Annotated in this window: 21 protein-coding genes; all 21 read right to left on the reverse strand. The window is 36.5% G+C overall.

All coding sequences use genetic code 11. The annotated features are described in order from the left end of the window. Positions 1 to 155: 155 nt before the first annotated feature. Positions 156 to 1,292: a toxic anion resistance protein gene (locus tag NiCM35_RS22165; RefSeq protein WP_123258948.1), complete on the reverse strand. Its 1,137-nt coding sequence runs from the start codon at positions 1,290 to 1,292 to the stop codon at positions 156 to 158. Then, entirely contained in the window at positions 1,289 to 1,945 is a 657-nt protein-coding gene (locus tag NiCM35_RS22170) for a 5-bromo-4-chloroindolyl phosphate hydrolysis family protein (RefSeq protein WP_095330945.1), read from the reverse strand. The genes NiCM35_RS22165 and NiCM35_RS22170 overlap by 4 nt, the downstream gene beginning before the upstream one ends. Before the next feature lie 345 nt (positions 1,946 to 2,290). After that, entirely contained in the window at positions 2,291 to 3,523 is a 1,233-nt protein-coding gene (locus tag NiCM35_RS22175; protein ID WP_163188522.1) for an L-lactate MFS transporter, read from the reverse strand. 150 nt (positions 3,524 to 3,673) lie between these two features. After that, a complete protein-coding gene (locus NiCM35_RS22180) occupies positions 3,674 to 4,402 on the reverse strand; it encodes a LytR/AlgR family response regulator transcription factor (RefSeq protein ID WP_095330942.1) in 729 nt (242 codons plus the stop codon). Next, positions 4,399 to 6,066 (reverse strand): sensor histidine kinase, encoded by a 1,668-nt coding sequence (locus tag NiCM35_RS22185; RefSeq protein WP_095330940.1) that lies wholly within the window; start codon positions 6,064 to 6,066, stop codon positions 4,399 to 4,401. Before NiCM35_RS22185 ends, NiCM35_RS22180 begins: the two co-directional genes overlap by 4 nt. Before the next feature lie 63 nt (positions 6,067 to 6,129). Next, positions 6,130 to 7,410 carry a hypothetical protein gene (locus tag NiCM35_RS22190; protein WP_433780769.1) on the reverse strand — a complete coding sequence of 427 codons (1,281 nt, stop codon included), beginning with the start codon at positions 7,408 to 7,410 and terminating at the stop codon, positions 6,130 to 6,132. A gap of 337 nt (positions 7,411 to 7,747) precedes the next feature. Beyond that, on the reverse strand, positions 7,748 to 7,885 hold the full coding sequence (gene sspO / locus NiCM35_RS22195) for a small acid-soluble spore protein SspO (protein ID WP_047944664.1): 138 nt from the start codon (positions 7,883 to 7,885) through the stop codon (positions 7,748 to 7,750). Between the two features lie 125 nt (positions 7,886 to 8,010). Further along, positions 8,011 to 9,228: an MFS transporter gene (locus NiCM35_RS22200; RefSeq protein WP_172860091.1), complete on the reverse strand. Its 1,218-nt coding sequence runs from the start codon at positions 9,226 to 9,228 to the stop codon at positions 8,011 to 8,013. A 453-nt stretch (positions 9,229 to 9,681) separates the two neighbouring features. Beyond that, positions 9,682 to 11,511, reverse strand: coding sequence for a methyl-accepting chemotaxis protein (locus tag NiCM35_RS22205; protein WP_095330934.1), 1,830 nt, complete (start codon positions 11,509 to 11,511; stop codon positions 9,682 to 9,684). Between the two features lie 426 nt (positions 11,512 to 11,937). Then, positions 11,938 to 12,435, reverse strand: coding sequence for a GNAT family N-acetyltransferase (locus NiCM35_RS22210; RefSeq protein ID WP_123258945.1), 498 nt, complete (start codon positions 12,433 to 12,435; stop codon positions 11,938 to 11,940). Continuing rightward, positions 12,407 to 14,485, reverse strand: coding sequence for an ABC transporter permease subunit (locus tag NiCM35_RS22215; RefSeq protein ID WP_123258944.1), 2,079 nt, complete (start codon positions 14,483 to 14,485; stop codon positions 12,407 to 12,409). Before NiCM35_RS22215 ends, NiCM35_RS22210 begins: the two co-directional genes overlap by 29 nt. Before the next feature lie 165 nt (positions 14,486 to 14,650). Then, the gene (locus NiCM35_RS22220; RefSeq protein ID WP_095330929.1) at positions 14,651 to 15,082 is read right to left on the reverse strand and encodes a GNAT family N-acetyltransferase; all 432 of its coding nucleotides are present in this window, start codon (positions 15,080 to 15,082) and stop codon (positions 14,651 to 14,653) included. A gap of 4 nt (positions 15,083 to 15,086) precedes the next feature. Beyond that, the gene (locus NiCM35_RS22225; RefSeq protein WP_433780770.1) at positions 15,087 to 16,178 is read right to left on the reverse strand and encodes a threonine aldolase family protein; all 1,092 of its coding nucleotides are present in this window, start codon (positions 16,176 to 16,178) and stop codon (positions 15,087 to 15,089) included. A gap of 262 nt (positions 16,179 to 16,440) precedes the next feature. Further along, a complete protein-coding gene (locus NiCM35_RS22230; RefSeq protein WP_433780771.1) occupies positions 16,441 to 18,243 on the reverse strand; it encodes an ABC transporter ATP-binding protein in 1,803 nt (600 codons plus the stop codon). Further along, entirely contained in the window at positions 18,240 to 19,979 is a 1,740-nt protein-coding gene (locus NiCM35_RS22235) for an ABC transporter ATP-binding protein (protein WP_433780772.1), read from the reverse strand. The genes NiCM35_RS22230 and NiCM35_RS22235 overlap by 4 nt, the downstream gene beginning before the upstream one ends. Positions 19,980 to 20,116: 137 nt before the next feature. Further along, positions 20,117 to 20,425, reverse strand: a complete 309-nt coding sequence (locus NiCM35_RS22240) for a hypothetical protein (protein WP_123258942.1) — start codon at positions 20,423 to 20,425, stop codon at positions 20,117 to 20,119. Continuing rightward, the gene (locus NiCM35_RS22245; RefSeq protein ID WP_123258941.1) at positions 20,410 to 21,432 is read right to left on the reverse strand and encodes an anti-sigma factor; all 1,023 of its coding nucleotides are present in this window, start codon (positions 21,430 to 21,432) and stop codon (positions 20,410 to 20,412) included. The genes NiCM35_RS22240 and NiCM35_RS22245 overlap by 16 nt, the downstream gene beginning before the upstream one ends. Before the next feature lie 3 nt (positions 21,433 to 21,435). After that, the gene (locus NiCM35_RS22250; protein ID WP_433780773.1) at positions 21,436 to 21,942 is read right to left on the reverse strand and encodes a sigma-70 family RNA polymerase sigma factor; all 507 of its coding nucleotides are present in this window, start codon (positions 21,940 to 21,942) and stop codon (positions 21,436 to 21,438) included. Between the two features lie 224 nt (positions 21,943 to 22,166). After that, on the reverse strand, positions 22,167 to 23,144 hold the full coding sequence (gene nrdF, locus NiCM35_RS22255) for a class 1b ribonucleoside-diphosphate reductase subunit beta (RefSeq protein ID WP_433780774.1): 978 nt from the start codon (positions 23,142 to 23,144) through the stop codon (positions 22,167 to 22,169). 66 nt (positions 23,145 to 23,210) lie between these two features. Then, on the reverse strand, positions 23,211 to 25,304 hold the full coding sequence (gene nrdE, locus NiCM35_RS22260; RefSeq protein ID WP_095330915.1) for a class 1b ribonucleoside-diphosphate reductase subunit alpha: 2,094 nt from the start codon (positions 25,302 to 25,304) through the stop codon (positions 23,211 to 23,213). Next, on the reverse strand, positions 25,264 to 25,665 hold the full coding sequence (nrdI, locus tag NiCM35_RS22265) for a class Ib ribonucleoside-diphosphate reductase assembly flavoprotein NrdI (RefSeq protein WP_047945020.1): 402 nt from the start codon (positions 25,663 to 25,665) through the stop codon (positions 25,264 to 25,266). The genes nrdE and nrdI overlap by 41 nt, the downstream gene beginning before the upstream one ends. Positions 25,666 to 26,182 lie beyond the last annotated feature (517 nt).

Here is a 26,182-nt window from a genome sequence, read left to right on the forward strand (position 1 = left end):
TATATATCCTTTTTATTAACTTGCCCATCAGTTTTACTGCGCTTTTGGCAGAAGAAAAGACCAAATCGTATGCTATTTGGTCTTTTTGCTACTTTTATATTTCGTGTGGTTGGTCTCCACAAAAAAGGAACAAAATTTCATGTATTTAGTTTTTTTTAATACCTATTGTCAACCGTATCTAATGCTTGTTTTAAATTACCTTCTCTTTCCGTAATCTCTTGTTCTGCTTGATTACGTTTTTGTTTTCCTTCTTCTTGGATATGTAGAGTCTCTTCTAATGAGCTCATCAGTTTATGCTGTGTTTCTTTTAGCGAATCGATTTCGACCATTGCCGGACGGTTTTCCTTGGCGATTTGTACCATCTCTTTTGCGTTGGCATCCATTCTGCTTGTATTCAGTTTTGCTTGTGTTTCAATCGCATGACGCTGCCTTAAAAGCGTTAAAGCAATGGAAACTTGGTTTCTCCATAATGGGATCGATGTCATGATCGACGACTGGATTTTATCAATAACCGTACGGTTCGTATGTTGAATCAAGCGGATTTGTGGCGCTGTTTGTATGGTAATTTCTCTGCTGACTTTTAAATCATAAATACGTTTCTCTAGTAATTCCGCAAAATGAATTAAATCATTGACCTCTTGCAGTTTCATTCGATCACCGGACTCCTCTGCAAGTTTTTTTTGCTCCGGAATAAGCTTTTTCGTCATTTCTTCGTATTTCATTTCCGCTGCTGCAATATATACGTTTAAATCTTCAAAATAGGTCTTATTATGTTCATAAAGCTGTTCTAATAAATGAATATCTGCAGTCAATACATTTTTACTGCGTTCAAGACGCACACTCATGCGATCTATTTGGGCACTTGCTTTTTGATAATTTGATAGGACTTCATGGACACTTTTAGAAGGCTTACTAAATAATCGGCGAAAAAAACCCTTCTTTTCCACCCGTAATTCATCAGGATTGATTTCATTTAATTTTTCCATTAAATCACTAACGATATCCCCGACTTCTCCAACATCTTTGCGCTGCACATGCTCAATCATTGTATGGGAAAAAGAAAGTAATTTTTTCTGCGCTGCTGCCCCGTAAGCAATCATCGTACGGTGATTGGTTGGATCTAGTTTATCTGCAAGTTCATATGCTCGTTTTTGATTTTGTGGAGATAAAACATCAATAAGGCGAACAGTTTCAGCTGTTTCGCCTTTTTGCATGAACAAATTATTGCTTTCTCCTAAAGGATCGGAGAAATAATCATCTGTAATGTTTTTCATTTGTCGTTCATCTGTCATTTAGTCCGCCTGCTTTCATCTAACAAATCAGTGTCCTTCTCCTTATTAGAAGTATGTTTTACTACATCTAATTCAAAATGCAGATCATCAATATCATCTGATAGAATGCCATGAAGATCGTCTTCCAGCGTTCTAGAAAGCTGCTCTAATGTTCTTCTTGTGTCATTTAAGGTTGCCTGCAGTGCTCTGTTTTTCTTCGGCTGGGCAGATAAAAGGGCATATTTTTCTGCGATTTCCACTAATGAATCTAAGTGCGAATAATAGAATTTCTCTGCTTTATAGAAACGGCGCGGCTCTTCCTTCGTTAATCGATAGATTTTCTTTGTTACTCTCATTAAATCGATTCTTTGCTTAAAAGAAGGAAAGTGGCGGATGGCAAAAACATGTCGATTTAATCGACTAATTTTCTCATTCGCTTCCTTTAGCTGTGTTTGAATAAATTTATATTCTTTTCTTGATAAACCTTGCCTTACCATTAATTGATGTTTAATTACTCCATCTGAGATGAAATAAGAGACTCCAGTTGCCGCAACTCCATATAGAACGGATAGGATAAAATATTGGTCAAATGCCACATAACTGATTAGCCATGTTAAAGCACCTACAGGAAAAGAAATGCCTGTTCGTACTAAAAACATTAAAAATGAGTTCACTATAATCGACTCCTGCCTTCGTATTCCTTTATTTTTTATACGTTTCATTTCAGCTTTTGTTTCAAAAATCGATGATTTATCTACTTCTATTTTAACGTAACCAAGTTCTTTCTTGCTATAGACTTTAAATGGAATCTTTTCTACGACTAAAGACGTATTTTGTTATGTGTCCTTACATTATGTGTATGTGGAAAAGCATAAAAAAATGATTTGATGCTTTTATTCTATCAAATCTAGGCTCTTGTTTCATGTTTTCTCTTTTATTGGATAGATGTGGAAGCAACCAGTTTACAGCAAAAACCCCGAAATGGTATTTACCATTTACGGGGTTCTTTTCTTGCTATCTTATCCAAGGCGATTTGCAAGTCTAGGCTGCGGCTGTTTTGGTTCTTTTGGCTGCAGCTTCATGTGTGGCGGCTTTATGATTAAAGTAATGATAAAGGAAACGACACATAAAACAGTAATGACTGTAAAGGTTGCATGGAATCCTCCAAGTACTGCTGCAATCATAGCTCCTGCCAAAGCTCCAAATCCAAAGCCTTGATAGATTACACCATAGTTTTTACTTTGATTTTTCAGTCCAAAGAAATCAGCGATAATAGCCGGATATACGGTGATAACACCTCCGAAACAAAATGCAATTGCGGCTACACAAGCAAAGAATAATGGAAAGCTTAACGGAACAACATTTAATACAGTGACTGCTACAGCTGTTACAACTAATGTTCCAGAAACAACTTTTATTCGACCTACTTTGTCAGACAATGCTCCAAGAATAATACGACCGATTGTATTGAATATCGCTACTAAAGCAACGGCATTGGCAGCTGTCGCCACATCTAGATTCGCTAGACTGACACCAATATCTTTTACAATACCGATTAAGTATAATCCACTCATACATGCGGTAAAGAAAATAACAAAGAGTAAATATGCTTGCTTTGTTTTTAGCATTTCTTTCACTGTATAATTCTTTTGCTCTGGTGCTAAAGAATTTGTAGTTGTTTCTACTTCCTGTGCTTCTTTTAAAAGGAATGATCCGCCGACAACCATCGCTAAAGCAATAATTCCCCAAATTAAGAAGGCTGTTGAAACACCATAAGCTGCGATTAAGCTTGTATTAATATATTTAAAAACTAAGCTACCGGTTCCATATGCTCCTACAGAGATACCAGAAATTAATCCTTTTTTCTCAGGGAACCATTTAATTAAATTAGATAAAGACGTGATGTACGCAGTTCCGTCTGCAAAACCTACACAAACACCTGCTACAAGATAAAGCATCCATAAAGAAGATACTTGGGAAGTAACCATTAATCCTCCACCTAGCATGATTCCAGCACAGGCAATTAAGCGGCGGAGTCCCCATTTATCTTGAATTTTCCCGGCAAAAAGGGTTGCGAAGGCAAGCGCAAAACTAGTAATGGAAAAAGTGATAGCCGTTGCGCTCAAATCCCATCCAAATTTATCAACAAGAGGTTGGTTGAACAAGCTCCATGTGTATATTGTTCCTAATCCCATTTGCACAATAATGGTACCAATAACTATCAGTAAGCGATTGCCATTTCGTTCTTTCATTCCGATCTCCTCTTTCTACTCGGTTTATAAACAGTATTTTTTACTATAAAAGGTTGTTTATGCTTTCTTTTGATAGTTAAATTATACCGCCTGAAACATTTTTGAAACCGGTATCAGAATGAAATGCCCTTTATTCGGAATGAATGGTATTTATAGATGCATAATTTGTCGAAATGCTTTTGCTTTGCTTCTGCTAACAGGAATTTCCGCCTTAATATCCTTTAATCTCACCAGATATGTATGGTTAAACCATGGGACAATTTCATGGATTTTTGAAAGATTCACGGTGTAGGAGCGATGACAGCGGAAAAAGGTATCCTGTGGCAATTTATCATGAAAATCAGAGATACTCATTGGCATCATATATTCATCTGTCTTCGTATAAACTAATGTTACCTTTTCGCTCGCTTCTGCATAATAAATATCATTAACATCTGTCACAATGATATTTTCATTTTTACGCAAGTTTATACGACGTGTTACTTCTGTCGTAATCTCTTCTTCTCCACCGCTTTCTTTTTTGAAAGATGCTTCTAATTTTGCCAGCATCGCGGCAATCCGCTTTTCTTCATACGGCTTAAGAATATAATCAAATGCCTCTAATTCAAAAGCTTGTGCTGCATGCTCTTTATACGCAGTTGTAAAAATGATATAGGGCTTTTTCGCAAATTTACTAATATTGCTTGCCAAAAGCATCCCATCTAAAGAAGGTATATTAATATCTAGGAAGATGGCATCCACTTCTTCTGCTTGCAAAAATTTAAGCACATCTAAGCCATCTTCAAAAGTGGCGACAATATCAATTTTGCTGTGGGTTTGAATTAAATATTCTAATTCTTCTTTTGCTGGAATTTCATCCTCTACTATTATTGCCTTCATGCTATCTCCTTCGTTATGTCAAAATAAACTTCCGTACCTGGCTCTAATCTACGAATGTTTAAGCCTGTTCCATACATTAATTTTACTCGTTGATGAACATTTGTTAAACCGATTTGTTTGGAGGATACCTCTTCTTTTGCTAAACGATCAATTACCTCCTGGGCAATCCCTTCTCCAGTATCCCGCACACTAACCCTTACTGTCTCTCCTAAATCTTTGACTGATATCGTTACAACTCCAGGACCCTTTCGCTTTAAAATTCCGTGCACAACCGCATTTTCGACCAATGGCTGGATGAGAAGACTCGGAAGTTTAATATGTATATCATCTATCTCATAGTTCACTTGCAGGCGGTTTCCGAAACGAGCTTTTTCAATTTGAATATAGTCTCTCACTTGCTTGAGTGCGAGCTGGATATCAATAAGCTCTTCTCCAACCTCTAAGTTATAGCGCATATACCCCGATAAATTAATAATTAATTCTCGTGCTTTTTCAGGATCGCGACGGGTTGTGGATGCAATCGCGTTTAGCGCATTAAATAAGAAATGGGGATTAATTTTTGTTTGTAGTGCTTTTAGTTCGGCCTTATTTGCTTCCTCTTTCATTTGTTCCACTCGCGACACTTCCATAAGGGTTGAAATAATTTGCGCCAATCCGATTGCCATGGTTTGCAATGTATTGGTAATTGTATAAGCTTTGCGGTAATAAATTTTTAGGGTACCGGTTACAACGCCTCTTTCTTCTAACGGAATAATTAATAAACAATGAATTTGCGGAGTATGATGATCGGCAATATTATTCCGAATCGTAATCTTGCCACTTCGAATGGTGTCTTTCGTTAAATCACTGATAATCTCTTGGCCGATCTTATATTTTTCCTCCCCAAACCCTACATATGCAAGAACATCTTTTGTATCCGTAATAGCTACTGCGTCTGCTTGAATATCTTCTTTTATAATGGTACAAATAGTTCGCAAAGAATTCCCATTAATAGAACGAAAATAAGGCAAGGTCTTATTCGCAATGTTAAGGGCTAATTGCGCCTGCTGTGCCGCGATTCTTTCCTTTTCTCCTTCTACGCTAGCAATCATCAAGACAATTAGCCCAATGCTCCCTTGCCCTAAAATCATCGGTAAAGCAATGATCGAAACAATATCTATTCCTAAGTCGAAAGGATCTGCCATAAACAATATCAAAATCATTGTTAGCATTTCACATAGCATTCCAGCAACTATTCCATAAATCCAGCGACTACTCTTTTTCACGCGAAGGTGAATATAACCAGATACAATCCCTGCTAAAATACTTGTAATTAAACAAGGAATAGAGGTTACGCCACCAATGTCAATTAAATAACGATGTAGACCGGAAACAATTCCGGTCACAATTCCAACCCATGGGCCAAACAGGATACCACCTGACATAATGGCAATTGTGCGGATGTTGACAATCGAACCTTCTACTTGTATTCCCGAATAGGTCCCGAACAGAGCGAAGGCACAAAATATAATCGTAATTAATGTCAGCTCTGTTGGCGAGTGATGATCCTTTTGCAAGGTCTCTTTAAACTTCGGGACTCTTGTCATAAAAAATAAAGTAATGAGTAAAAGGGCAGCTCGTTCAAATAATTGAATGAGCATTTGCAATTCTAGGGAAGAGTTCATTTTTCTTCCTCCTTGTGTTCAGCAGTCTTTGGTGTATTTTAATACTAGTAATGTATCATTAATTTAAGAAAAAGAATCCTCTAGATTACTGATTTCTCCACTTTCTACATCGACGCAGTAGTTACAGTCCAACTTCCCGCACAGCACCCATTTCCTATCAGCTGGATCAAACACATAGTAAGGGGTTAAGGTGAAATACGGCTTCAGCTTTTTGTAAGCTTCGTCCTTAGTAATTTTTATCTCCTTCTCTTTCTTAATTAGTTCCTTTTCCTTTTTATCGAGAATTTCATCCCAAAATTCCTTTTTATCCATAAAATTCACTATTTTGCCTTCTTGATCATGAAAAGTAAGGATTTTTCCTGCAAATATACTTTTAGGCGCACTTTTCTCAATCCGTGCAAGCAAATTAAAATTTTCTCTATATAAATATTTAAGCATCCATTTACCTGAATCATTCGGATACTTCATGCGCAAAAAATCGGTTACTTCTTGGATACATTTTTCTGTGTCTTCGTCCGTTATTGGCAACGAATCTGGATGTGTCACTTTTAAATATGCATCTTCCACACTTACTTCATCGTCCCAATCTAAGAACTTCCTTTCAAAATCATCCTCTTTTCCTTCCTGCCATATTATCTCTTTGTTGATGTTTTTTCGAAGCCCAAACTTCTCCTCCATAAATGGAAGGCTTCCTTTCCGATCATTTCTAATATAAGTTTCTTCCACTCCATATACGATTAACATGCCATCCTCTTCAGGAAATTTAGCTAAAACTACTTGATCACTCGCTATATCCTCGATATCCGCCAGCGATAAAGTATATTCCTCTTCTAACTCATTCTTATTCGTTAACACCATGATATCTTTCGAATAAAATGTTAGCTCTCCGTCTTCATTAAACTCTACAGTTATTGAAGAGGATGGAGATAATGGAATATCATTCCACTGTTCCTCAAAGTAATACTCTCTTTCATCTCTTCGCTTGCAAATAAAGTCCTTCTCTATATTTATACCTGCGAATTCGGCAAGCCATTTTTTTACCTCTTTTACGTCTTTATGTGGAAATACTACCCCATTTTTCGCATAGGTTACTCCTTGGACAAAAATAACAGTTTCGAATTCCTCCGTATGTATATTTATATCAATCGAAGCAGTCCCTTCCGGATTCTCCTCTTCATCTGTCCAATCGGCATATTTATTCGGAAACCATTCCATATTTAAGAAATACACTGTCTCGCCATCCAATGTAAGCTGTCTAAATAGATGGTGTCTACCTAAATAATAATCTTCTAACCCCCATTGTCTCCTTGTAAAATTAATTAATTTTTCGATTCTTGCATCCATTCTTTTCTCCTCCTTTATTTCACTTTATAATCTATCACATCCCATATACCATCTTCCAGCAATATCCATCCGTCCTTTTTAGCTATTGCAGAATTACCTGCCAATCCATGAATATAGATATCTTCTTCTTCCTTTAACCCTTGGGCATCCTATATTCGCTAAATCCCATCTTTTCATTTCTTCGCTATTCAGTAAATATTCCACTTCTCTTCACACAAATTATTTTCTTAGATATCAACAGCTTGTAATTTTTGTTTACTTACTCCTTCTATTTTTTTGATTTTTTCCTGCATACATAAAAAAGCATCCTCATTTGAAGGATACTTTTCGGAACACTTTATTGTCTTTTTTTCGTCTTTTTATTATTTAATTTCTCCGCTGCTGTTAATGGTTCATTGGCAAATTCATGATCATATTGACGAGCTGTATCATTTTGCACTGCTTGCTTCGCATTTTTATTTTTATTTTTTGTCATGATTATCACCTCCACCCATTATTCTCTCTTGCTCCTTTTTGAAATATGTAAGCGGCAAGATGAATTTTTGCAATAAAATAGAGACCTCTTTTATGCCCGCCATAGGCATTAGAAGTCTCATAAGGTTATTTTCCATGTGTAACTATTTTAACTTTTTGTTTCATGGTTGGGCTAAATATATTTCCTTTTTTATAAGCAATCCCTGTCGCTACGATTAGCAGGATACCTGTTACTATAAACACAGACTGAGCAGGGAGAACTCCTCCAAGAAAACCACCAATCATCGGTCCAAACATTCCTCCTAGTTGATTGGCTGTTTGATTTAAACTAAAGGCTCTCCCACGGAAATCCTCTGCAGTTGATTTTACAACTAACCCGTTCAATGCTGGGAATACCGCACAGAAAAAGAGCCCAAAAATAAAACGAGTAATCGAGAAGCCCCAAATATTACTGAAAATAATTTGAGAAAAAGTACCAAGACCGCCACCAAGTAATCCGATAAATAAGACGCGGTTAAATCCAACCTTATCCGCCCACTTACCCCAATATGGTGCCATAATGACACTAGCAATACCAGGGAGTGAAAAGATTATACCTGCTAATAAGGAGGCTTTATCCATGGAACCTCCAACCTCTAATATATAGAGAGGAAGTATTGGCTCAATCGTCATAATCGAGCATGAGGTAACAATTGTTAACAAGAGCACAAGCATTAATGGTTTATTGGCAAAAGCAATCCGCAAATCGTTTCTGACAGATCCTTTTTCTTTACTTGGAGAGAAATTATCCTCTTTTACCCAGAAAATAATCAGAAGCGTTGCAATAAAAACAAGGAGACCAGCACTTGCAAAGGAAAGCCGGTTTCCGACTAATTGGGAAATCACGCCTCCAATCAGCGGACCCATAATCCCACCCGATGCAGATGCCGTTGAAATCATTGATAAGGCATAACCAGTTTTATCTGAAGGAGTATTCGTCCCAATTAAAGCTATCGCCCCAGGAATAAATCCAGACAATAGTCCTTGCAGAATACGAAGCACTAATAGTTGATAGGGATTGGTAACAAATGCAGCTAATGTATAAACGACAAATAGCACAAATCCCGCGCGAATAATCATCGGTTTTCTGCCATATTTATCGGCAAGTCTTCCCCAAAACGGAGAAGCAAACGCCCCGGCAAAAAAAGCTGCACTAAATAGTACTCCAGCCCAAATCTCTGTGTTTTCATGAACATTTAATTCAATAAGAAAAATTGGTAAAAAGGGAATTACCATGTTAAAGGATGCAGAGGTAAAGAAAACCCCTATCCATAAAACAAGCAAATTCCGCTTCCAAATTTCCATTTAGTATCGCTCTCCTAAAACATCAGCAATCAACAACTAAGCCAATGAGATTTTATTTCCTCCATCATAGCATACAACCATTTATTTTTATACCCGAAATTTCCATTTTCCGAATAATTTAGGCTGCGAAAAAAAAGAGAAACAATCTAACGTTTCTCCTTTCAGCTTGTTGACAAAAGGAATTTAGGAAATGCAAATGGAATTATTATGCATTGATTGGAGTGGAAGGGGTGAGACTCCTGTGGGATCTGCGAGACAGTCTGAGACCCTGCAGGCCTTTAGGGCGAAGCGGCTCAGCGCGAGCCCCACGGAAAGCGAACCCCTGCAACGGAAATCAACTCTTATTTAAAAGAATGTATATGTATAAACTAAGACAAACTCCTAATTACTGAATTAGGAGTTTGTCGACAGTCTGAAAGGAGAAACAATCTAACGTTTCTCCTTTTTTAATACTCAATTGATTTTAAATTCTTTTACTAATCCATTTAAATCTACTGCTAAGTTAGATAATTCATGTGAGCTATCTGAGAGCTCTTGCATAGAACTGCTTGTTTGTTGAACGGAAGCGGATGTTTGTTCAATCCCTGCAGCTGCTTCTTCGGAAATTGCAGCAATATCTTCAATCGAACGATTCATCTCTTTACTTGTTTCTAAGATAGATGCTAGATTTTCGGAAACAACTTCAATGCTATTTACCATATCATTAACAGCAGCTTTAATGCCTTCGAATGTTTCCCCAGTCATTTTAATCTGTTCCGCTCCTTTCATTACTTCTTCATAACCGCCTTGCAAGGATTCTGTTACCACGCTTGATTCTTTTTGAATGCTTCCGACAATATCGGTAATATCTGTGACGGAGAATGCAACTTGTTCAGCCAGCTTCCTTACTTCATCTGCAACTACCGCAAATCCTTTTCCATGCTCTCCAGCACGTGCTGCTTCAATAGCAGCATTTAATGCAAGCAAGTTTGTTTGATCAGCAATCCCCTTGATGACAGAAACTAACTTAGATATTTCGTGCGATTGAGTATCAAGGCCACGTACTTTCTCCACAGCTTCTTTCATAATTTGATTAATTACATTCATTTGTTCAATTGAATTTCCCATTAAGCGACTGCCATCATTCGTCATGCCTAATACCTTGTTTGATGATTGATAAATTAACTCCCCTTGGTTATAAGCATCACCAATCGTGCCAGAGAAGGATTCCATTGATGAGGCTAAATCAGTAGCCGTATTTGCTTGGCTTTCTGCTCCTGACGATAGCTCTTGCATAGTCGTTGCAACTTGCTGACTTCCTGCAGTTACTTCATTAGTAGATTGGGATAAGTTCTCACTCTGCTTGTTTACCGTAATCGATACTTCTGATATCTTTTGAATAACCATTCGTAGATTATTGCTCATTTTATTCATAGACTGAGCTAATTGGCCAATCTCATCTTTACCTTTGTAGTAAACCTCTTCTACCGTTAAATCTCCTTGCGCAATCGTATCACTAACCTCTACTACTTTCTTTAAGTTACGTGTAATTCTGCTGCTGATGATAATAATTAATGCAGTACCGATTAGAAGTGCTATAATCATTGAAATAATTAACGTCTTTGTAGCCACACTTCCACTAGCGATTGCGTCTTCCGCTGCCTCTGTCCGACTATCTTGGACCTGTTCTTGCATTTTATTTAAAGCCGTAATCGTTCTCTTGCGAATAGTTGTATTGGTTAAACTTAAGGAATTAACGGCCGATCGATCGTTTGCTTCAATCGCTGGGATAATTTGTTCTAAGAATAAATCATTCATTTGTTTATTGCGATTTATAATCTCATCGAATAATGCTTTTTCATCCTTATTTCGAAGATCTTTTTTTATTTGTTCTTCATATTCATTAAACTTAGTACTAATATCTTGAAATTCATCCACATATGTAGGATTTTGATAGTCCAGATAATTTAAAATACTAAGACTTTTCTCTCTGGTAAGTGATCCCATTTCCGTAATAATAAGTGCTTTTTCATCTGTTTTATTTAATTGCTCAATACTATTATTAATATGGATTAAACGTGTCGTTACTAATACAGTAGTAATTGTTAAAAGGGCAAAAACAAATAATAAAGTTATTCCATATTTCCAGCCAATTGTAATATTATTTAATTTAGTGAACCTGCCATTAACTCTTTTTAAATTTCCATTTCTTGATATCTTTCTAATATTGAGTTTGCTAAAAATAGATTTCTGCGATTTTTTTTCTTTTTTTAAACTGGTTATTTTTATTTTTTTAAATTTCATTTTCGCCACCACAAGTTCTCCCCTTTGATGATTTCAAACCTCCACTACTAAAGAGATTTTTCTCTTCTATTCCAAAATAGTAATTTTTGCTTTTTGTTTATTCCTCCTTCTCATTAAATATCGCTCTTTCTACTTATCTGCCTCTATTTTTATTGTGGTTATGTATGATTGCAATTAGTAAAATAGAATCAGATTCTTTATAAAGCAAGGTACTTTATTACTTTGTATGTATAATACTAATGTAATTTACAGAATAATTCAATTTTATTCACAAATAATTTATCGGACTTTTTACCCTTTTGTTTATATTTAAATAATTTTTTATTATATTATTTCTCTTTATTTTCAATCTTTCCATTTTATATTTCTTTCCATAATAAAAACAGTGATGGCTTTATCTCATAAAGTTATCACTGTTTTATTTTTTTATAAAAAGAGAACCATTAACTCTTCATCATAGTATTTTCCGTTTATTTTTATAGCCTTTCGATCGATTCCATACGTTTCAAACCCAAATGCTTGATATACTTTTTTGGCAGCTGCATTTTCAGCAACAACAGCTAAGTATACTTGTTCTATTCCTTGTAAATCACGTGATTTTTCTATTGTGGCTTTGAGCAAATGCTTTGCCACACCTTTCCCTCTACATTTAGGGGTCACATAGACAGCGTAAATATTCGCACGATGGCTCAACTTTTTCTTGGTTTCTCTCATTATCGTAACAACGCCTACTAAATCCTTTTCCACAAATGCCCCACATACATAAGACGCTGGATCACTAAGCCTGCTTTGTGTTCGACTTAATGGATAATCCTTTTCTTCCTCATAGCTAGAGCCAAATGCTTCTGTATTTGTTTGCAATGCTTCTAGTCTGAGAGCGAAATATGCTTCTGCATCATCGGGGCCTAATTGCCTGATTTCCATTTGGATCTCTCCCTATCTGTGTAAAGCTCTCTTTTGTAATAGTTGGTGCTGCTTCTTTTGATTGCTTAATCTCCTTATTTTTACGCAAGCCTGGTTGCTTAAACACCACGCCCACTTTTACTTGCTGGACTTCTTTCACCCCCTGAACAATTAGCTGCATGGCAAATATTGCAATCACAAAGGGCACAAGAATATATAAGTACCAGAACTGTCCAGAGCCTATTGCTCCTCTGCCTACCTGTCCGATTAATCCAGACCATTCATAGGTCGTAGATTGCGGAGGATCAGGAAACATTTGGTCCATCGATAATTTTGTTCCTCCCAAAAAATAATCAAAAATGCCTAAGTGCATGAAAATTAATAATACTTGAATAAATTGCTGCCCAAATAAAATGGTAAGTCTTGGACCTAAATGAGGGAGTATATGACGGATTAAAATTTGAAATTTCCCTCCACCGATTACCTTTGCACTCGCAATAAACTCATAATCAGACACACGATTGATTTCTTTGCCTAATAATATGGTAGTTAATGGAACCACCAGCAAAGTCAGAATCATTGTTTCCAAAAATACCCTTTCCCAAAAGGAATAGCTGAATCCTTCAAGACCTGGTAAAAGAATCGGTGTTAATAAGATATAGGCAATCAAACTTAGCGGCATAAAATGTATGGAATCTACCATCTTTGCAATCCATTGCTGTGCTGGATGTTTCAAATAAAAAGAATAAATCACTGCAAGTAATAACCCACCTACTACCCGTAAAAATGCGATAAGCAGGGCAAAAATCAGGGTATACTTAGCGCCAATCACAATTTGATCAAAGAGGCTGTAGCCTAGTCTATCGGATCCAAAGAAAAAAGGTTCCGTAGGGGCAAATGGCATGGCAGAAATTAGTGTTACTCCATCTTCTGCGTAAAACAATCGCATTTGATCGATATGATTATTGGTCGTTACAGAATAAATAATGCTATATCCAATAACCACAATAAAGAACAAGCTTCCCACCGCAACCTTCCAATTTTTCATATGTAAGGCAACTATTTTCCCTAACCAGGACAGTGGACGAATCATAGAAAAGTTTTTCCAACTAAACCTTCGCCCACCATCCCTTAGATTGCTACCAAACACCTTTAAAGATAACAAAAGATATGAAAAACTCATTCTTTGTCTCCACAATCCTTTTTTCACATCGCGAGCCTTCTCTTGCTCTTCATGAATCAATATATCGACTAGTTGAAAAAGGATAAAGAATGGTGTAAATATAAACAGCAAAGATACAGCAATTGTTATCGGCGTAAAATTTTCTAGCAGAAAATAGGTAAAGCCATGGACATTAAACAGCCTTTCGATTATAAATTGGCTGGATAATAATCCCCAAATAATAATTTTCATATGCTGAAAGGTCACAGGAATAATATTGCGGATAATATGTTTCCATAGGATTGGAAAATTGCGAATTCCTTTACTTCTTGCAAATGTTACATAATCCTTCAAATACTCCTCTTCCATCATAAGAATAAGAATTTTGAATAACGAAATAGCAGGAAGTATGGAAAGTGTAATAATCGGACCTAAATAAGCATTTTCCGAATAGCTGGCCACTGTAAAAATCTCAACACCCGTTTTCTTATAGATAACAACTACTAAAGCTTGCAAAAGTGTAGCAATAATAATATCTGGAATTGATTCTATTAAATCCAGGAATCTTTTTAATGGCTGTAACAGAAACTGCGGCAGAAAAAAAGATGATAAGGATAAAATAAAAGCAACAAAGCATCCGAGGAGAATAGCGCAAAGCAGAATTTCTATCGAATAAATAAAAGCAGGCCAGAGTACATCTAGAATCGGTTCTTGATCTACACCATTTAATGTGTATACCCAGCCTTCTTTCTGAAAAAATTCCTTCGACAAAAAGGAGAATAGAGTGAAGAAATATCCCTCTCCCTCAGGAAAATCTCTCATTTGAAAGTATTTTGGAAAAACACTTAATGCTAGTATCGTAATAGTGCCAAGTAAATAATAGATAATAATTTTCGCGAATTTTCTCATCGATCTCTTTACCTCTATCTAAATATTTATATTATTCAAATTATACGAATATATCAATCAATTAGCAACCTATTTTTTCCAAACAGAGAGTTTTCTAATTTAATTAATAGCAGTGAGATTTAGGATTTATTTGGCTAACCTAGGGGTTTCAGCCAAACAAATCCTCTATTTTTTCTCATCAACTAGCCTTTTCTGCAAGAAATATTGTTTAATACCTTCCGAAAAGTTATCTAATGTCCCAAATACTTCATAGCCATGCTTCTCATAAAAGGCTGGAGCTTGAAAGCTGAACGTATCAAGGTAAATAAATGTACATGCTTTTTCTATTGCAGCTTGTTCCATTTTTGCCAGCAGTTCGCTTCCATATCCTTTTTTTCTAACACTCGTGTCTACCCATAAGAAATCGATATGCATATGGTGCCAAAACATATGACCAGTAATGCCTGCCTTGATTATGCCCTCCTCATCTTTTACAACAAAACTAATATTTTCATAGGCGCTTTTTAATTTTTCTGGTAGTTGCTCCATATTATAGGCAACCAATTTTCTTCGAATATAATCACTATCTTCTTGAACCCATTGCTGGATAATTTCCATTATGTCATCCTCTTCTCTTCTTGATTTTTTCAGCAAATAAACTAAACATTTCCCTGACAGCCTCTTTCGGAGCTTCTTGATAAGCATCCCCTAAGCTAATTTCAAAGGAGGAGTTTTTCTCGTCAATCTCCTTCACATAGCCGCTTATTCCAATTCCTGCTTTTTCTTGAACAGCAGTTAAAATTTGTTCTACTTCTTCTTTTCCCAACTCAAAATGAACGTGGAACATATTAGACACCGGTACAATCGGAAGAGTGCGAACTCCTTCGCACCCATTAAATAGTGCGGCCAGCTCTTTAGCAGATTCATAGTATTCAGCCATTTTCGAAGCTCTCTTCTCATAATAATAGTCAGCTGACAAAATATACGGATACAAACTGATTAAATCACCGCCATATCTTCTTTTCCAAACCTTGGATTGACTAGTAAAATCAGCGCTTCCCGCTAGTATAGCTCCAGCAATTCCCCCAATTCCTTTATAAAAAGACAGATAGACACTATCAAACAATGCACATACTTCTGCAGCAGTTTTTTGATAGTAAGGGAGCACCTCTAATAATCTTGCACCATCAAGATGGAGTTTAATGCCTTGTTCTTTACAATAGGATGAAATTTGTTCTAATGTCTCAAAGCTTGGTAGTTGTCCGCCAATTTCTCGCTGCGGCAATTCTAACAGCACACAGGCAACTCCACGCTCCATCTCTTTAATATCATCTAACTCTATTACTCTAGTCTCATCGGCTAAAAGAATCGTTTCTATTTTATGAAGCTTCTTTAAACCATCTTGTTCATGGATTTCTAAATGACTCAAGGGATGATAAGCGACTTTTCCTAAATCTTTTTTATCACACCATATACGAAGAGCAATTTGCTGTGCCATTGTTCCACTGGGAAAAAATACAGCCGTTTCTTTTCCTAATAGATCAGCCATTTTTTGCTGAAAGTCCTCTATTATTTTTCCTTGTCCGTAAATATCACTTTCTGCATTTTCATCTATTTCTTGTAACGCTTCTTTTAATACTTGGACATTTCTTTTGCCATGATTGCCTAATTTATATGTTGTTTTGCTATAGGATTCTCTTAATATATTGGTCATTCTTTCCCCTACTCTCTCTCAGAATATTTCGACTACAAAATAACTATAGCACTTTTATATTCTGTGATGTATTTTTTATCTGTTTATTCTTTTGTTTCCTATAAAAGTGGACGAACGCGCTTTTATTTCATAAATGTTTTCTTTTCCCTCCATCAAGTACCAAACAGTAACTGACGCGGTTCTTCTCTTCCCTTTTCTCCTCTTCCATCTACAAAAAGAACAGTAATCTCTCTCATAAGAAATTACTGTTCTTTGCCGTTAATTATAGCAACTGTGCATTTGTATGATTGACGGTTGCTTCTCCTATATCTGTTTCCCGCTTGAATAAGCGCGTATATACTCCATTGTTATTCTGCAACAGTTCTGTATGGGTGCCTTCTTCGACAATGACTCCATTATCTAATACGATAATACGATCTGCTGCTAATACGGTTGATAACCGGTGAGAAATAATGAATATTGTTTGTTTCTTCGTTGTTTTTAAAACTGCTTCATTAATTTTCGCCTCTGTTATTGGATCTAGTGCCGAACTTGCTTCATCTAAAACAAGGATTGGCGCATCTTTTAGAATGGCCCTCGCTAAGGATAGACGCTGTTTTTGACCACCAGAGAGAAGGCTTCCTCTTTCGCCAACTTTTGTATTTAGTCCATCTGGAAGGGAGTCTACTAATTCACCTAAACCACTCGCACGGAGAACCTCATACAATTCTTCCTCTGTCGCCTCTTTTTTTCCAATTCGTAAATTATCTGCTAATGTCCCACTTCGCATTAATACATCTTGTGTGACAATGGCCATTTGGGAGCGAAGCCAATCTGTATCCCATTCTTTGATTTCTCGACCATCTACTTCAATCGACCCTTCTGTCGTATCATATAATCGAAACAGCAAGTCAATAACCGTTGATTTCCCTGAACCACTTGGTCCAACTAACGCTATCTTTTCCCCTGCCTTAATGGTAAATGAAACACCCTTTAAGACATTTTCCTCTTTATCAGGGTAAACAAAGGAAACATCTTTCAAACGAACGTCACCCTTTGCTCTTGTTCCCTTCAACCCTTGCTTCGTTTCTGCTTCCGATACCGGTTGTGAAAGCAAAATATCCGAACGATCCAATGCTGGTCCTGTTCTTCTGACCGAAAGCCAATTCCGAAGAAGACGCTGCATTTCATTTGCTGCAATCGTTACTAAACCACCTGCCGTTAGCATTTGACCACTTGTTAAATCGTTATTCCAAATAAGTAATGTACTAATAAAATATACTAGACCTAATGCAAAACCATTATAACTGGCAATCACTACAACCGACTGCATTCTTGCTTTTAATTCTTTTAGAGAATGTTTCACAAAAGAATCCCTAATGGAAATAACACTTTCCACTTCACTATCGGAAACACCCATTACTCGAGAAAGATGAATACCTGTTACAGATTCTCTTAATCTCTCTAAATATCTAGAGGCTTCTGCCCGAGCGTCTGCTGATGCTGCTCTCGTTCTTGCGCCAACATAGTTCGATGCCCAGTAAAAAAGGATTCCAAGCACAACACTTGTAATCATTAAATACGGGTGAATGAAAAGTAGAACGATACTATAAATCACTACCCCTTGTGCACTCGCCATAAAAGTTGACCCTTCCCATGCTAAAAAATTATGAAGGGTATCTGGATCATCCGAAGTTCGTGCTAGCAATTCTCCAGATGAATTGTTTTGATAAAATGAAAAAGGCAGTACTTGCAGATGTCCAAATAATCGTAGCTTTTGCCTATTTGTAACAGACTTTGCTGTAATATGGCAAAAATACTCATCAATTATCATCATTCCTAAATCTAATACAGCAGATAATACCAATAACCACATTAATCCCCATAGCCATGTATGATTCTCACTTGGCAGGATGGTATCAATGAGCCAGCTCAATGCTAAAGTTGGTATTAACGCGGAAAAAACTTGGCTAATTGCAATAACGATAGAATCGCCAATTACCCATTTCTTATAAGGCATTAAAAATCGAATAACACGTTTGCCGTCGCCCATTTGCTTTTGGTTGGAGATTTTCTGCTTACTCATCCAATCATCTCCTTTTCTAGCTCGCTATATTGTGCTCGGTATAATTGGTAATACTGCCCTTTTAACGCTAGCAGCTCTTCATGAGTTCCTTGTTCGGCAACCATTCCTTGATCAAGCAAAAGGATAGTATCTGCCTTTCTAACGGTTATCAAGCGATGGGCAATCGTAATGGTTGTTCTCCCTGGAATTAACTGTTCCAGCGATTCTTGAACCTTCTCTTCGGTTTCCCCATCTAAGGACGACGTCGCTTCGTCAAAAATCAATACTGGCGGCTGGCGCAATATCGCTCGTGCAAGGGCAACCCTCTGCCTTTGACCTCCAGATAGTTTTAAACCACGTTCTCCGACAATCGTTTCATATTTATCCTCTAAAGAATCAATCAGCTCTTTTAACCCTGCCGCTTCTACAGCCTGTTCCAGCTCTTCCATCGTTGCATCTGGTTTGCCATATAAAAGATTGTTGCGAAGCGTACTATTTAATAGGAAGGTTTCTTGTGAGACCACACCTACCTGCCTGCGAAAACTATTGCGATTATAAGCAAAGAGATCTTTTCCATCAATGGTGACAGAACCTTTCTCCGGTTCATATAATCCCAGCAGTATTTGAATAAGTGTACTCTTTCCGCCCCCACTCGTTCCAACAATACCGATATGCTTTCCTTTCTCTACCGATACCGACACACCTTTTAATACTTGCTTATCACTTCCTGGATAGGAGAACCAAATATTATGTAAATCAATTTCACCTTGAACTGAACCAAAATTCGGAAGATTTTGTTCATGCTCCTCTGGCAGATCAAAATATTCGTAGATTCGTTGTAAAGCAGGAATCGCCTGCTGAATCGTTAAAGCATTTTCCGCTAAGGAACGAACTGGCTGAAACATAATCGGAATAAAATTCAAGCAAGAAATAAGTGTTCCAACCGTAATATTCCCTTGCCAAATTGCCAATCCACCAATAAGCATCACCACACCAGGTGTAGCAATATTAAATAAATTTCCGAGACGCCAATTGACTTTTCCGATTAAAGCTGCCCGGATAGAATAATTTTTCCAATTTGTTAATTTCTGCTCTTGGGTTGCCATTTCGTCTTTTTGTGTTTGATAGGTTCTTACTAGTCGAACACTCTCAATGCTTTCCTGGAGATGCTGATACATATCTGCACTCATATCTCTTTGTACAGCACTCATCTTCCGCATGGTCTTCCCTAATTTAAAGGATGGAAAAATATAAATAGCAAATACTGCGAACATCACAATAGCTGCTGGCCAATATATTGCAAACACGGTGATAAAAGCTGCTACTGCACTAATCACTTGCTGAAGAATCCGAGGTACAACGGTATTGTTCAAATTCTGGATGGATTCTACATCATGGGTCAGGCGATATAACATGTCTCCACGAGGTGTATTCGAGAAAAAGGACATTGGTGTTCGATGAAGCCTTTTAAAGGCACGAATCTGCATATCTGTAATAACATCAAAGCCAATCTTCACCTGTATAAATTCTTGTAAGGATTCAAATAGCGCTTTTCCTAGAAATGCTGCTAATATTCCGAAAACAATCCATAATATAAAGGCTATCGCTTTATCACCGATTACTTCGTCTACCAATTTCCCGACTAGGATTGGAGGTAAAATCGTAAACGCACCGCCAACTAATGAGAAAAATAAGGCAATCAGTAACTTGCGCCAATATGGTTTAAAATGCTGTAAAGTAGTTCTTAATAAGTTCATTCTTTCTCCTCCCCACAAAGAGTTATTGTATTACAAATAATGAAAATATTCACTATAATTTCTAAAAGTTTTTCGGATGATGAAAATTCTTTCCTTTTAAAACAAAAAAGCTACCTTGATAGATAGCTTTTTTCACCTTATGGTTTTGGATTGATTGTCCAGGCTAAGCCAAACATCATCATGAAGAAAACGAAAATAAAAACACTAAGAGAAATTCCCATAATCGCAAAGGCTCTTGACCTACGTTTTGTGAATAAACCAATTATCCCTAAAAGCAAACTAATGAATGGGATTTTTGTAAAGACTAATTCAGGAAGAATATCCACCTCAAAAATAAGCCCTAAGTTTATTCCTGTTAATGCAACTAAGCTTAATAAAAAGGAAACAAGTCCAGTCCATGTATTTTTTGTTGATCTTATTCTTTGTTTTTTCAATACCAATTCCATAACCTCACTTCCCCTAGCTTCATTCCTTTAACCATATCGTTGTCCTGCAGCTTAACAAGTGATTCTTTTGGCCCTGTTACAACAGCACCATAGATGTGAATCCCGTTTTTTTGTAGATATTCAATTCTTTCAGGGAGTGCCAATGGTCTTTCCGCAATCGTTTCTGCCGTTTCTTGATTTTTGCTTAGATACGTTAGTATCTCCATAAATTGCTTGCTGTTAATTTCATCGCTATTAAAAGGAGACCAATTATCTGGATCTTCTTGTGCCGGATATCCAATAGGGGAAATATAATCACCATCTGCACTTAAATTTTTCTCTTCTAAACCTGTATCAACTGCAAACCATACTAAATCTAGATCCTTTGGAAATTCACTAAATAGCTCTTTTTCTGTATATAATTGGTCAAATGAAACAAAAGCCTCTGCAACAGTTCCATCCGGCAATCCTTTTAATACCGTTTCGTCTTGTTTAACCATATAAGGAATGGCTCTATGGGGGTGAAATAATACTTCCTTATCCTCATCACGGTATTCAGTAAATGGTTTTTCTGTAATAAAACTTGTATCTGGAAAAGAAGGCGTACTGAAGGTGAAGTGAGCCTTTGAATCTCCAATTCGAACATCCTTTTTTCCTACCCTTTTATATAGATCATAGGATAAATCCATATTGAAGAAGCCTATCTTGCTGTCAATCTCCATTTCTTCTAAGCTTACATTCGGTTTGGTAATATAAATCGTTTTCTCCATGATATCAATAAAATCATTCGCCTTATTTCCTATTCCGTAGTACAGATAGCTCCCTAGCGTTGCAACCGGGATGATAAGGAGGAGAATAGTAAGACTATATAAAATGTTGGTAAGTCTCGCCTCCACTTTCCCTCTTCTTACAATCAATTGCTGATCCTTATCCGTAAATGGAGTCTCTGCTTCAAATTCATCTATTGCTTCTTGGATTTTATTTAAATAATCTTTCTCTTCTTTTTCTTTAAATCCATCTTTTTTCATAAGTTACCTGCCTTTCTTCCCCATGCTATTTTCCTCTGCCTTTTGAACCATCCTGTTCAATTTTTTTCTTCCGCGGAAGACATGACTCTTCACCGTATTTTCTTTTAGATTTAGCACTGCAGCTGCTTCTTTATAAGGAAACTGATGGAAATCACACAAAATAATCGCATTTGCTTCTTTCTCTGAAAGCTGGGATATATAGTATAAGAGCTGCTTAAAGCTTTCTTTATGCACGATTTTACTTTCTGGTGTGGAATTGTTTATTTCCTCCTGAAAGGATTCCTTTAGAACAATTCGTTTTCTTTTTCGGGTGTAATCGATAAATGCATGATAAGCTACTTTGAATAACCATGGCTTGATTTCCAGAATGTCATAAGTATCTAATTGTTTATATGCTCGGTAGAAGGCATCTTGTACCAAGTCCTCTGCAGTATGATGGTCCTTTGAAAGGGAATATAGATAACGATATAATTCATTTACATACATGCGATATGCATCATCTAGCTCCAAACTTTTTCCCCCTTTCACCTAGACCACGTTTCACCCATACATAAAGTTGCACTTTTTGTAAAAAAATTCATGTTCCGTTTATCCCAGTGTATCGAACCGTAAAATATAGACACAACCTTGTGAAAAGAAGGCAAAAAAATCCCCTCCGCAACCGGAGGGGATTCCGAGGCAGGCTAGATATCGAGCACTAGCACTCACCTAATTATTCTTTCTAATAGCTTGCCTTACTTCCACTCAAAAACAAAATCATCATCTGATATAGGTTCTACTTTTGTCGCTTTAACATAGCCATTTCCTTTTACAGAGAAGAAGTCATGGTTCTTTGTATCTGTCTTCATGCCATTTTCAACAATCGGGTTGATTGGTTCTGAAGGATAGACAGGTTCATAACCAAGATTCATACAAGCTTTATTAGCATTGTAGCGGATAAATTTATTTACTTCCTCGACTAATCCGATTTGCTGATATAAATCCTGTGTATATTCCAATTCATTCTCATATAGAGATTCTAATAATTCTAATCTTTCGCGAGTAGCTTGTTCTTGTTCCTCTGGTGTCAATTGTGCATATAATTCTTGAGCGAGAAGCCCAACATAGACCCCATGAATGCTCTCATCCCGAATGATTAAGTTAATGATCTCACCTGAAGCAGTTAACTTTCCTTGTCCAGCTAAAAATAGTGGATAAAAGAAGCCGGAATAGAAAAGGAATGATTCCAAATAAACGGAAGCAACCATTGCCATATAGAGATCATATTTGTTTATTTTCGGGCTAAACAGCTTCTGATAATATTCAGAGATGCGTTTCCCTTTTGCTTGTAGCTGCGGGTGATTATGCACCCAATTAAATACTTCGTCAATCTCTTCTTCAGATGCTAATGTAGTAAAAATAGTGGAATACGATTTAGCATGGATTTGCTCCATCATACCCATAAACGAAAGAACGCCCTTACGCTGCAATCCTTCAATGTGCATGCCAATTAGCGGCATTCCCTCGCCACCTTGCTCTGTATCCAGCAGCGTAAGACCACCAAGTACTTTTTTGTAAGTATCTTGCTCCTCTTTCGACAATTCCACCCAAGTATTTTTATCAGAAGAAAGGCTGATTTCTTCTGGCAGCCAAAACTGTCTAGTATTCTGTGTATAGAACATTTGTGTGAAATCATCTTCATGCTGATTCCAGTTAACAGCATACTTTGTCATTTTATTACCCCCAGTAATTCCAGAAAACAGGAGGAGTTTCCCTCCTCCTACTTCTTCATTCTTCTCTTAAACGGCACATGCAATGCACTCATCAATAGCTAGATTGCGAGTTCTTGTATAGTAAAGTGATTTTAATCCAATTTCATTTGCATAAATATAATAACGAGCTAATTCTTTCGTAGAAACATCTGAGTTTACGTAAAGAATCGTTGATATCCCTTGGTCGACATGTTCTTGAGCTGCAGCGATTAAGTCCATTACCTTGAATTGGTTCATATCAAACGCTGATTTATAATACCAGAAGTTTGTTTCATCCATATATGGCATCGGATAATAAGTCGTAGAGTTAGCATAAGTGCGAGACTCAATTTGGTTAACAACCGGCATTACCGATGCTGTCGCATTTTGGATATACCCTATTGATTGGGTTGGTGCAACAGCCAAGCGATACGCATTATACATCCCATGTTTTTGCACTTGTGCAGCTAATTCTGCCCAATCTTCACAAGTAGGAATATAGATGCCTGCAAATAGTTCTTTTACTTTGTCTGTTTTCGGAGCAAAGCTTACTTGTTTATATTTTTCAAAATAAGTTCCTTTAGCATACTCCGATTTTTCGAACTCTTTAAATGTTTCTTCTCTTTCTTTAGCAATTAGCATGCTCTTCTCAATTGAATAGAAGTTCATCATCATAAAGAAAGTCGCCGTAAAGTCTTTTGCTTCTTCTGATTCATAGCTAATCTTGTTTTTTGCTAAATAGCCATGAAGATTCATCGCCCCTAAACCGACTGCATGAAGTTCTTCATTAGCTTTTTTGACAGATGGAGCATTTTGAATGTCTGAAATATTTGATACAGTAGTTAATGCTTCAATACCAACATGAACAGAATCTCTGAATACTTCGCCTGGCTTCATCACATTAGGGATGTTTAAAGAGCCTAAGTTACAGTTAATATCACGGCGAATAATATCTTCTTGTCCATAATCCGTAATTTCTGATGTCTCTTGAAGCTGGAAAATCTCTGTACATAAATTACTCATTTTAATTTGTCCAATATCCTTAAGAGCATGTCCATTATTGGCATTTGATTTATTCATAAAATATGGATAACCAGACTCCAATTGGATTTGCGCAATTTTTGTCAGCATTTCACGTGCAGACATAATGACACGCTTTTTCACGTTCGGATTAGCAACAAGCTCCTCATACATTTCATCCATTCTCATGTCATCCATATGAATGCCATATTCCTTGTACACACTGAATGGTGCGAATACGTATAGGTCTTTGTTTTCTTTCGCTAATTGGAAAAATTTATTTTCCACAATTAAGCCGATTGAAAGTGTTTGAATCCGTGACTTCTCGTCCGCATTGATTTTCTTTGTATCCAAGTATTCCACAATGTCCCAATGGAAGATATTTAAGTAGACGGCACCTGCGCCTTTTCTCTGTCCCAATTGGTTTGCATAAGAAAAAGTATCTTCTAGAAGCTTCATGACAGGCACTACACCTGATGCAGCATTATCAATTCCTTTTATTTGCTCATTGCGGGCACGAAGCTTCGAAAGGTTAAGCGCTACGCCCCCTCCTATTTTCGATAGCTGTCCAGATGTATTAATATTATGGAAAATCGAATTTAAAGAGTCGTCCATTTCTAATAAGAAGCACGAAACCATCTCACCACGGCGACTTCTACCTGCATTCAAGAAAGTAGGTGTAGCAGGCTGGTAACGCTGTTCAATCATCGCAATTGCATTTTTCTTTGCTTTTTCGAAATCACCTTGTCCTAAGAATAGAGCGACAATAATAATTCGATCCTCATACGTTTCAAGGTATTGCTTCTTGTCATTTGTTTTTAAGGCATAATCTTTATAAAATTTGGATATAGCCATATAAGATTGAAACTTAAATTCATATGCATATACAAGCTTTGTAATTTCCTCAATTTCCGAAATCTTGTATTGTTCTAAAACCTGTGGATAATAGAAGTCCTCTTCCACCATATATTTAAATCTTTGTTCAATAGAGTCAAAACGAATCAATTTTGGATTGATTTCAGATTCTAGAAATTCAGCAACAGCTTCTTTATCTTTTTCGAGGCGGAAAAACCCCTTTTCATTAAGCTGTGTCACTTCGTTGTTTAGTTCTATATGTCTCATAGCTAATACTTTGCACCCTTTCTCTAACTATCTCTACATCTTCAGGCATACCACTCATTTCAAATTTATGTAAGATTGGTACTCCGTACATGGTTGATATTTTATTAGCACTTAAAGCAAAATTCTGGCCCCAGTTTTTATTTCCACTGGCAACTACAGCATGAAGGTTTGGATGATTTATTTTAAGGAAGTCTAAAGTTGTTTGAGGAACTTGTCCCATCCCGGTTGTGTAAGTTAATAGTATATATGGTTCATGAACTTTTAACCCAGCGCTTATCTCGATTCCTTTATTTGCTGGAAGTCCTAATTTATTAAAAAATCTTCGTACATTTCCCGTCTTACTGTCATAAACAATAAGCACAAATTCTCCCTCCTTACAAAGACTTGAATAAAAAAAAGAAAAAAAGCTATATTTTAAGCAATACGCTCCATTTCTTACAAAGTCTACTAAATATAGATAGATGTCGATATTCCGTTTCAATATATTGTGTCTAAGACTATATAATCCTTTTTTGAGGTAAGAGTCAATAACGTACTTTTATATTTTTTTGTCAACAATTATCGCTTAAATTTGATAGATTTTTATATTTCCTTGTCGAATGATTTTGAATGAATTTAACTAACATTTGATACAGACTGTTTTCATTAGAATTTTCATTTAAAAAGAAGGCTCTTCATTTTTTATCATCCTAAAAAATATTCGCCTTTAGACAAACGCTAAAAAATTTTTATTACTCTTTTGCATAAGGTCATCTTATTAAAATTTTATTTTTCCATTTAAATTCAAAAGTTTATTATAAGGTTGCAGCCAATTTTTTTCCATACATTTTTTTGCTTTTTTCTTTCCCTTCTCTTAAAAAGATTACACCTTTTTCTCT

The sequence above is a fragment of the Niallia sp. M35 genome, from assembly GCF_050971705.1.
Lineage (GTDB): Bacteria > Bacillota > Bacilli > Bacillales > Cytobacillaceae > Niallia > Niallia circulans_A.